Origin of the sequence: Neobacillus fumarioli NBRC 102428 (assembly GCF_001591485.1) — a bacterium.
Classification (GTDB): Bacteria; Bacillota; Bacilli; order Bacillales; family Cytobacillaceae; genus Neobacillus; species Neobacillus fumarioli.
Genome location: NZ_BCUZ01000106.1, coordinates 1 through 9252 on the forward strand (window position 1 = coordinate 1; position 9252 = coordinate 9252).

Consider the following 9252-nt stretch of genomic DNA (forward strand, 5'->3'; position numbering starts at 1 on the left):
TAAACGACGAGAAAAGCCTGCTGCAGGCAGCAAGCTTTTAAACCATTTTCAGTAAGGCATCCTTTCCAATCATTCCTTTATGAATTCCCAATTGTTCAGCTTCAAATGTTACGGATTCCAATGGAGCGTTTAACAGCTCCTCGATTGTTCTTACTCCTACAGCACGGCCAGCGATAATCCGCCGATCTTTCAATTTTTCATTTAATAAGCCGACGTCCAAGGCCCCGCACATAATGTATCCTTTATCGCTTGACACCGCAAGCAAAGTTGTTTTGGGAAGTAAAACTGACACAGCCAAAAAAGTATGGCCATTAATATTTATTGGTGAAAGATCAATCAAAAGGTCCCACACTCCTTTCCTCTTATCACTTTATGAGCGGAGTGGAAAAAGCGTGTGAGACTACATCTGTAACTTCCATTTTAATAAATCTCTTAAGAATTCCGGCAAGAAATATTTTTTCTCTTTTGCCGGCAGGACATTTTTGAAAAAGTGGCCAAAAGTAAACATATCGGGAAGAGCCAAGGAATAGACTTTTTCCGCATCAACCTCTTCATTCTTAATCAATACTTTGCCCTCGGAAAAACTAATTCGATCATATACAAAGATCCCCAACACGGTCCCTCTGAAACCTAATCCCATAATTTGCTTATGGGCTAACACTTCATCTTTTGTCTCAGCCAGAATCTCAAGTAATTCTTTACCAGTCAACTCCACAACACAAGGATTAATCGGATGGGGACAAATATTGAGTAGATCATAAACGGTAACATCTCCCTTCAGAGGTCCTAACAGAAGACCAGCATTCAGCATGGCACAGTCAGCATTACACCATTCTCTTAACGCTTGACACAATAGTTTTGATAAAACCGTTTCTTTAAATGGGTCACTTTCAAGTGGGTGTTGTAGAAAGGTAACCTTTGTTTGCAGCATTTCTTTCCCTTTTTCTAAAAAGGAATGAATCATTTTTTGTTCATTTAATGGCACTGAAAGTTCTTTTTGATTATAAAGACTTGCCTTTTTGTCAATGATGGACCTTTGATCATTTAGTTTTAAGGTTACTTTGCCAACATAGTCCCCATATTTCCCTGCTGCTCCAATCAATGTTCTTCCCACTAGTTTGCCTGTCTTAAGAACATGGTGGGTATGGGCTCCCAAAATGATATCAATATCGGGAAATTCTGCAGCAATTCTTTCATCATCACGAAGTCCGAGGTGGGAGAGCAAGATTATAATGTCCGATTGTTCCTTTAAAGGCTTTAACCATTTTTTCAATTCCTCAATAGGATCGGTCACCTTCCATCCAAGAAGATCATATAGGCGGGCAAATTGGGCCGTTAAACCAATCACTCCAACCCGTGTACCTTTTTTCGTTTGATAAATTTTGTATGGTTTAACCCAGCTTGGAAAGGTGCCGTTCTTTTGATATAGATTGGCTGTTAAAACCGAAAATTCCGCCTGATCATAGAGGTGGTTCAAATCATCAAATGCCAAATTGACCCCTTCGTTATTTCCTATTGTTACCGCATTATATTGGCATTCATTTAATAGTTCAATATTTCCTTTTCCCCGTGTTGCCTCTGTATAGGGATGCCAGCGATCAATAAAATCCCCGATATCAAATAAAAATACCGTTTCATCCATTTGCTGGTGGCACTGTTTCTCCTCTTGTAAAAACTTCCGGATCCGCGGCCAGTTTTCCAGATGGCTGTGAACGTCGTTTGTGTGATAAATATAGATGGTTTCCATGTTCATCCTTACCCTGCAATTCCTTCATATATTAAACGTATTCCCACAATAACAAGAATCATTCTGATAATCAAGACAATCGTCTTGCTTTTTAACTTGGTATTTAGCCATACGCCAACCTTCGCGCCAATCCAGGCGCCAGGAATCAATGCCAATGCATAGAGCCAATTAACATTCCCGAGGGCAATATGGGTTATGGAGCTCAAGACAGAAGTCGGCAAAATCATAAACATCGAAGTGGCCGTTGCCACATGCGGAGGGAAGAAGAATAGTAAAATCATCGTCGGTACCATTAATGAGCCGCCGCCAATGCCAAAAATCCCCGATAAAAATCCGACCACAAACGAAATTACCACACCGAGCACGGGATTAAACCCATATTCATATGTTTGGCCGCTGTTATCGGTAAATGTTCTGACAATGCCCTTTTCTTTACGAAACGGAAGCGGCTTTAATTTTTCCTTGATGACCATGACAAAGGAAACAAACAAGATAAATACACCAAAATAGATGTTAAAGGAGTGAAGATTTAATTTTTCCGTAACCCATGCACCGAAGATACTCCCAGGACCGCTGCCAATTAGGAATATCAAGCCGCTTTTATAATCGACTGTTTTATGCTTCATATACGCAAGGGTCGAAGAAAGTCCAGTAAAAATCATAGTACACAGTGATGTTCCTACAACCACTTGCGGGGTAAGATGGCTGAATGCCGGCAGTGTGGATAAATAAAGTAACGCCGGAACAACGATAATCCCCCCGCCCATACCAATCAACGACCCGATGGAACTCGCAACAATCCCGACGAACACAATGATAAGCCATTCCATGCTTTCACTTCCCTCAAAAAATAACTCTCTATTCACCATCATATCATGTTTGAAGACTTTTATCTGGTGTTAGTTTCTTTCTCGATGAAAACAGTTCTAACAACCTCTACTCCGCTGATTGGTGCCATTATCATTACCCGCCAGTTAACGCTCTTGTTATCAGCTAATTGCCGCCTGCACAAAAACCCGCCTGCTAAAACATTAGCAAGCGGGTTTTATTATTAGCCAATAGACCCTTCCATCTCAAACTTGATCAGGCGGTTCATTTCAACTGCATATTCCATTGGCAGTTCTTTTGTAAATGGCTCGATGAAGCCCATGACGATCATTTCCGTTGCTTCCTGTTCGGAAATACCGCGGCTCATCAGGTAGAATAGCTGTTCTTCCGAAACTTTGGATACTTTTGCTTCATGTTCAAGTGAAATATTGTTATTGAGTACCTCATTGTAAGGAATCGTATCAGATGTTGACAGATTATCCATAATTAAGGTGTCACACTCGATATTTGCGCGAGCGCCATCTGCTTTGCGGCCAAAATGAACTAAACCTCGATAGTTTGTTTTTCCGCCGTGTTTGGAAATCGACTTCGATACGATCGTTGAGGATGTATTTGGAGCCAAATGAATCATTTTGGATCCTGTATCCTGCACTTGTCCTTTGCCGGCGATTGCAATGGACAATGTCATACCGCGGGCACCTTCACCTTTTAAAATAACGGCAGGATATTTCATCGTTAATTTCGAACCAATGTTGCCGTCGATCCATTCCATTGTCGCGTTTTCTTCACATACTGCACGTTTGGTCACAAGGTTATACACATTATTTGCCCAGTTTTGAATCGTTGTATAACGGCAGTAAGCGCCTTTTTTAATGATGATTTCAACAACGGCACTATGAAGGGAATTGGTTGTATAAACGGGAGCTGTACAGCCTTCCACATAGTGTACGCTGGCGCCTTCGTCAACAATGATCAGTGTTCTTTCAAATTGTCCCATATTTTCGGAGTTAATCCGGAAATATGCTTGTAATGGTGTATCAACTTTCACACCTGGCGGAACATAGATGAAAGAGCCGCCGGACCATACAGCAGAGTTTAGCGCCGCAAATTTATTATCAGTCGGCGGAATGACCTTTGCCCAATGTTCACGGAAAATGTCTTCGTTTTCACGTAATGCCGAATCCGTATCTTTGAAGACAATTCCTAATTCTTCAAGGTCCTCCTTCATGTTATGGTAAACAACCTCTGATTCATATTGCGCAGAAACCCCGGCAAGGTATTTTTGCTCTGCTTCCGGAATCCCGAGCTTATCGAATGTTGCCTTGATTTCTTCCGGTACTTCATCCCAAGACTTCTCGGATTTTTCAGATGGTTTTACATAATAGGTAATTTCATCAAAGTTTAATGAACTTAAGTCACCGCCCCATTGCGGCATTGGCTTGCTGTAGAAGATTTCCAGTGATTTCAAGCGGAAGTCAAGCATCCATTGAGGCTCGCCTTTCATTCTTGAAATCTCTTCAACGATTTCACGTGTCAAACCACGTTTGGATCGGAATATGGAAACATCTTTATCGCGAAAGCCATATTTATATTCGCCGATCTCAGGCATTCTCTTTGCCATAATCGAGTTCCTCCATTTCATAAACGAATCTGAAAGACCCCAGTTCGTTTTATTCGTGTTCCTCGCCCTTCAAACCTTTTTCCATCGCTTTCCACGCTAAAGTGGCACATTTAATTCTCGCTGGAAACTTGGCCACACCTTGAAGTGCTTCAATATCGCCCAAATCAACTTCGTCATCATACTCTTTACCAAGCATCATATCGGAGAAAATTTTAGCAAGCTTCAAAGCTTCTTCGACTTTTTTTCCTTTAATGGCTTCTGTCATCATGGAAGCAGATGACATTGAAATGGAACAGCCTTCACCCTCAAACTTGGCATCCTCGACAATTCCATCTTTCACATTAAAGGTCAAATGAATTCTGTCGCCGCAAGTCGGGTTATTCATATTGATGGTATGGCTGCCATCTTCCAGCACTCCGCGATTGCGCGGTTTTTTGTAATGATCCATAATCACTCTACGATAAAGTGCATCTAAATTAGAAGACATCGCTGAAATACTCCTTTGTTTTGACAAGCCCTTCAACGAGTTTATCAATATCTTCTTCCGTATTATATAGGTAAAAGCTGGCGCGGGCCGTAGCAGAAACATTCAGCCATTTCATCAGCGGCTGGGCGCAATGGTGGCCGGCACGGACAGCAATTCCTTCTGCATCTAAAACCGTTGCCACATCATGCGGGTGAACATCTGCAAGATTAAATGTTACAAGGCCACAGCGCTTTGCTGGATCCATCGGACCATAAATCGAAATACCTTCGATGGCAGACATCTTATCTAAAGCGTATGCCGCAAGCTGATGCTCATGCGCCGCAATATTTTCCAAACCAACCTCATTTAAAAAATCAATCGCTGCCCCAAGGCCAATCGCTCCAGCAATAATCGGCGTACCGCCTTCGAATTTCCACGGCAACTCTTTCCATGTGGAATCGTACAATTCGACAAAATCAATCATTTCACCGCCGAATTCAATTGGCTCCATGTTTTCCAGCAAATGTTTTTTACTGTAAAGAACGCCTATACCTGTAGGGCCGCACATCTTATGGCCGGAAAAAGCAAAGAAATCACAATCGAGATCTTGAACATCGATCTCTAAATGCGGCGCACTTTGCGCCCCGTCCACTACGATAACGGCACCATTTTCATGGGCAATTTGAGCGATTTCTTTGATCGGATTGATCGTGCCGAGAACGTTTGATACTTGCGTCACTGCCACAATTTTTGTATTCGGTGTAATGCTGGCCCGGACATCTTCTAAACGAAGTGTCCCATCCGTTTGCAGCGGAAAATATTTTAACTGGGCACCTGTATTCTTGGCCACTTGCTGCCATGGGATCAGATTGCTGTGGTGCTCCATATACGTAATGATGATTTCGTCGCCTTCCTTCAGGTTATTGGCAGCATAGCTTGATGCCACCAAGTTGAGGGAAGTCGTTGTTCCTCTTGTAAAAATGACTTCTTGAGTGGATTTCGCATTAATAAACTTACGAACCTTTTCCCGTGCACCTTCGTAAGCATCTGTTGCTTTCGTTCCTAATGTGTGTACCCCGCGATGAACATTTGAATTGTATTCGCGGTAGTATTTTTCCAGTGTTTCAATAACCTGGATCGGCTTCTGGGAAGTAGCTGAGCTATCCAGGTATACTAATGGCTTACCGTTGACTTCCTGATCCAAAATAGGGAACTGTTTGCGAATATCCGTGATATTCATTATCGTACTTTCCTTTCAATTACTTCCGTTAATTGTACCTTCACATGTTCAATTGGAAGCTCATTCACAACCGGAGCCAAGAAACCGTGAATGACTAGTCGCTCTGCTTCTGTCTTTGGAATGCCGCGGCTCATTAAGTAATAAAGCTGAATCGGATCAACGCGTCCAACTGAAGCAGCATGACCTGCCATTACATCGTCTTCATCAATTAACAGCATCGGGTTAGCATCACCGCGCGCCTTTTCGCTTAGCATTAAGACCCGTGAAGTTTGTTCCGCATCCGATTTGGACGCACCATGTTCAATTTTGCCGATTCCATTAAAAATCAAAGTTGCGCTATCCTTTACAACTCCATGATTTAATATATTGCCCAGTGTGTGTCTACCAAAATGAACGACTTTTGTCGTATAGTTACCTGTTTGTTCGCCCCGGCCTACCACGACAGTTTTCGTATCGCCGGTTGAACCGTCGCCAAGTAAGTTAGTTGTATTGTCTGAAATTGTATTACCTTCATTCATTAAGCCAAGGGCCCATTCAATCCGGGCATCCCGGCCTGCTACACCGCGCCGGTTGACGTAGATGGTCATACCTTTTTCCAAGCTGTCAACAGCTCCATATTGCACGCGTGCATTTGTACCGGCAATGACTTCCGTTATTATGTTAGCAACTGTTGCTGACGCTTCCAAAGTGGAAATATAGTTTTCAACATATGGTACAGCACTATTGTCTTCTGCAACAACAAGAACATGGTTAAACAAATTTGCCTGTGGATCATCATGAACAAATACCGCTTGAATGGGTTCTGTGATTTCCACATTTTTAGGAACGTAAAGGAATGCTCCTCCATTTACAAGCGCTGCATGGAGAGCCGTTAAACGATGCTCATCCGCATTAATCGCCTGAGTCATATAATATTTTTTCAACAAATCTCCATGCTCCCTGACAGCCGTAAACAGATCGGTAAAAATAACACCCTTCGCTTTTAAATCTTCAGATACGGATAAAAACGCCGGTGTTTGATTCCGCTGAATATATAAAGTTTGATTTTTCGCATCCGTCTCAACTAATGCTTTTATCGCTTCTGGCAGCTCAGCAAGGGAGCTGTACGGGGCACTTTTCACTGTATGCTGCTGAAACTGGGTAAAATTCCATTTATCAATTTTCGTTTTATCCGGTTTTGGCATCGGCAGTTCATCGAATTGCTCCAGCGCCTTCATGCGGAACTCAGCAAACCAGGCAGGCTCGCTCATTTCTTTTGAAAATGAGCTGACATACTCCTTATCAAATGGTAATTTTGTTTCCGTTGTCATGTTCATCCTCCTAAACTTACTTACGCTTCTTGCCCAACCGTTTCGTCTTCGATTCCAAGCTCTTTCTTAAGCCCTTCGTAACCTTCTGCTTCTAAGCGCTGTGCCAACTCTGGACCGCCGGATTTCACAATACGGCCTTGCATCATCACATGCACATAGTCAGGAGTGATATAGTTTAACAGGCGCTGATAGTGAGTAATAATTAAGCAGCCGAAATTCTCGCCGCGCATTTCATTGACACCTTTGGAAACAACTTTTAAAGCATCAATATCAAGACCGGAGTCGATTTCATCCAAGATTGCGATCTTAGGCTGCAACATCATTAATTGCAGAATTTCATTACGCTTTTTCTCCCCGCCGGAGAAACCTTCATTTAAATAGCGCTGTGCCATGTCAAGATCCATTTCCAAAAATTCCATTTTCTTATCCATTTCGCGGATAAATTTCATTAAAGAAATTTCGTTACCTTCACCGCGGCGCGCGTTAATTGCAGAACGTAAGAAATCAGCATTCGTCACACCGGTAATTTCACTTGGATATTGCATGGCTAAAAATAAACCGGCACGAGCGCGCTCGTCTACTTCCATTTCCAGAACATTTTCACCATCAAGTGTAATGCTGCCGCTTGTTACTTCATATTTTGGATGACCCATAATGGCAGAGGATAAAGTAGATTTACCAGTACCGTTCGGTCCCATAATAGCGTGGATTTCCCCGCCTTTTATTTCAATGTTAACCCCTTTTAAAATTTCTTTCCCATCAATCGCAACATGCAGATCTTTGATTGTTAAAGTTGATCCAGCCATATTTATAACCTCCGAAAATTTTATATCGTAATAGTTGTTACAACGCTCTAAAACTCTATTCTCAATCTATTCTCATTATAATCTTATAACAAATTAAATCTATTATCAACTCTAAGGAGCCGTAATACTATTTATTTTTCACTGGAAGAAAACTAATTGAGAATACATTTTTAAACCGGTAAAGTTCTGAAAAAAGACATATATAAATCCGACTTCCATCATACCTTATTTCTGAACAATTACCAAGTTTTTATTAGGTAAATTCAAATCTATTTTTTGTCTGTAAAATCAAATTCATGTAACAGAAAAAAGAAAAGCCAGCCGGGAATCCCAACTGACTTTTCTCCCACTTTCTTCTTATTTATTATTGAGAAACTGGTACAACGGCACCTTTGTATTTGTTAATGATCCAGTCTTGGATTTGTTTTGAATGAAGTACATTTACAAGTTCCTTAATTGCCGGTTTATTTTCGTCACCTTTGCGAACGGCAATGACGTTCACATATGGTGAATTTTTGTCTTCAAGGGCAATGGCATCCTTCATTGGATTTAAGCCTGCTTGGAGCGCATAGTTAGAATTGATTAACACTGCATCACCTTCACCGTTTTGATAAATTTTCGGCAATAATGCAGCATCATAGTTAGCATCAAATTTCAGGTGTTTCGGATTTTCAGCGACATCCTTAAGAGTTGCTTTTGTCTTATCAATACCTGGTTTTAATTTAATTAACCCGGCACTTTCAAGCAATGAAAGCAGACGGCCATGGTCAGCAACAGAATTGCTCATGATAATGTGTGCTCCATCTGGAAGGTCGCTTAACTTTTTATATTTCTTGGAGTATACCCCAATTGGCTCGATGTGAATTCCGCCGGCATTAACAAAGTTATAACCAAATTGCTTATTTTGTGATTCCAAGTAAGGGATGTGCTGGAAGTAGTTAGCATCAAGTTTTTTTGAAGCTAAAGCTTTATTTGGTAATACATAATCTTGGAACGTAACAATTTTAAGATCGATTCCTTTTTTCTTTAACAGTGGTTTTGCCTGTTCCAAGATTTCTGCATGAGGAACAGCTGATGCACCGACAGTTAATGTTGTTAATTTGTTACTGCTTTTGTCTCCTTTAGATTGATCTGACGATGAAGATGATCCGCATGCGGCCAAAACAAGCGCAAGCGATAGTGCTAAGACGAGACTAACCCACTTTTTCATATTATCTCTCCTTTTTATCGTTTC

10 protein-coding genes are annotated in these 9252 nt (G+C 41.4%); 1 reads left to right on the top strand and 9 read right to left on the bottom strand.

Going from position 1 to position 9252, the window contains the following annotated elements; translation table 11 throughout:
* Window positions 1–37 precede the first annotated feature (37 nt).
* The 3 genes from BFU02S_RS12695 to BFU02S_RS12705 are packed head-to-tail and all read right to left on the bottom strand — an operon-like array spanning window position 38 to window position 2577.
* On the bottom strand, window positions 38–340 hold the full coding sequence (locus BFU02S_RS12695; protein ID WP_066371258.1) for a YunC family protein: 303 nt from the start codon (window positions 338–340) through the stop codon (window positions 38–40).
* Window positions 341–400: 60 nt separating this feature from the next.
* A complete protein-coding gene (locus BFU02S_RS12700) occupies window positions 401–1753 on the bottom strand; it encodes a bifunctional metallophosphatase/5'-nucleotidase (RefSeq protein WP_369690691.1) in 1353 nt (450 codons plus the stop codon).
* Window positions 1754–1755: 2 nt separating this feature from the next.
* The gene (locus BFU02S_RS12705) at window positions 1756–2577 is read right to left on the bottom strand and encodes a sulfite exporter TauE/SafE family protein (protein WP_066371236.1); all 822 of its coding nucleotides are present in this window, start codon (window positions 2575–2577) and stop codon (window positions 1756–1758) included.
* A gap of 84 nt (window positions 2578–2661) precedes the next feature.
* Here BFU02S_RS12705 and BFU02S_RS16805 point away from each other — a divergent pair, with 84 nt between their 5' ends.
* Complete coding sequence (locus BFU02S_RS16805) at window positions 2662–2802, top strand: hypothetical protein (protein ID WP_157075930.1); 141 nt, start codon at window positions 2662–2664, stop codon at window positions 2800–2802.
* On the opposite strand, the gene sufB is transcribed toward BFU02S_RS16805, so the two are convergent.
* The 6 genes from sufB to BFU02S_RS12735 form a co-directional block, all read right to left on the bottom strand.
* Window positions 2799–4196, bottom strand: coding sequence for a Fe-S cluster assembly protein SufB (gene sufB, locus BFU02S_RS12710; RefSeq protein WP_066371240.1), 1398 nt, complete (start codon window positions 4194–4196; stop codon window positions 2799–2801). The genes BFU02S_RS16805 and sufB overlap by 4 nt on opposite strands.
* A gap of 49 nt (window positions 4197–4245) precedes the next feature.
* Window positions 4246–4683, bottom strand: coding sequence for a Fe-S cluster assembly sulfur transfer protein SufU (gene sufU / locus BFU02S_RS12715; RefSeq protein WP_066371243.1), 438 nt, complete (start codon window positions 4681–4683; stop codon window positions 4246–4248).
* On the bottom strand, window positions 4673–5902 hold the full coding sequence (locus BFU02S_RS12720) for a cysteine desulfurase (protein ID WP_066371245.1): 1230 nt from the start codon (window positions 5900–5902) through the stop codon (window positions 4673–4675). The genes sufU and BFU02S_RS12720 overlap by 11 nt, the downstream gene beginning before the upstream one ends.
* A complete protein-coding gene (sufD, locus tag BFU02S_RS12725; RefSeq protein WP_066371248.1) occupies window positions 5902–7212 on the bottom strand; it encodes a Fe-S cluster assembly protein SufD in 1311 nt (436 codons plus the stop codon). The genes BFU02S_RS12720 and sufD overlap by 1 nt, the downstream gene beginning before the upstream one ends.
* 20 nt (window positions 7213–7232) lie before the next feature.
* Complete coding sequence (gene sufC, locus BFU02S_RS12730; protein ID WP_066371252.1) at window positions 7233–8018, bottom strand: Fe-S cluster assembly ATPase SufC; 786 nt, start codon at window positions 8016–8018, stop codon at window positions 7233–7235.
* A gap of 364 nt (window positions 8019–8382) precedes the next feature.
* On the bottom strand, window positions 8383–9228 hold the full coding sequence (locus BFU02S_RS12735) for a MetQ/NlpA family ABC transporter substrate-binding protein (RefSeq protein ID WP_066371256.1): 846 nt from the start codon (window positions 9226–9228) through the stop codon (window positions 8383–8385).
* Window positions 9229–9252: the final 24 nt, after the last annotated feature.

Coding starts and splice junctions, on each gene's coding strand:
- BFU02S_RS12720 (WP_066371245.1), bottom strand. CDS start 5,902: ATGAATATCACGGATATTCGCAAACAGTTCCCTATTTTGGATCAGGAA.
- BFU02S_RS12735 (WP_066371256.1), bottom strand. CDS start 9,228: ATGAAAAAGTGGGTTAGTCTCGTCTTAGCACTATCGCTTGCGCTTGTT.
- BFU02S_RS16805 (WP_157075930.1), top strand. CDS start 2,662: ATGAAAACAGTTCTAACAACCTCTACTCCGCTGATTGGTGCCATTATC.
- sufB (WP_066371240.1), bottom strand. CDS start 4,196: ATGGCAAAGAGAATGCCTGAGATCGGCGAATATAAATATGGCTTTCGC.
- BFU02S_RS12705 (WP_066371236.1), bottom strand. CDS start 2,577: ATGGAATGGCTTATCATTGTGTTCGTCGGGATTGTTGCGAGTTCCATC.
- BFU02S_RS12700 (WP_369690691.1), bottom strand. CDS start 1,753: ATGAACATGGAAACCATCTATATTTATCACACAAACGACGTTCACAGC.
- sufU (WP_066371243.1), bottom strand. CDS start 4,683: ATGTCTTCTAATTTAGATGCACTTTATCGTAGAGTGATTATGGATCAT.
- sufD (WP_066371248.1), bottom strand. CDS start 7,212: ATGACAACGGAAACAAAATTACCATTTGATAAGGAGTATGTCAGCTCA.
- sufC (WP_066371252.1), bottom strand. CDS start 8,018: ATGGCTGGATCAACTTTAACAATCAAAGATCTGCATGTTGCGATTGAT.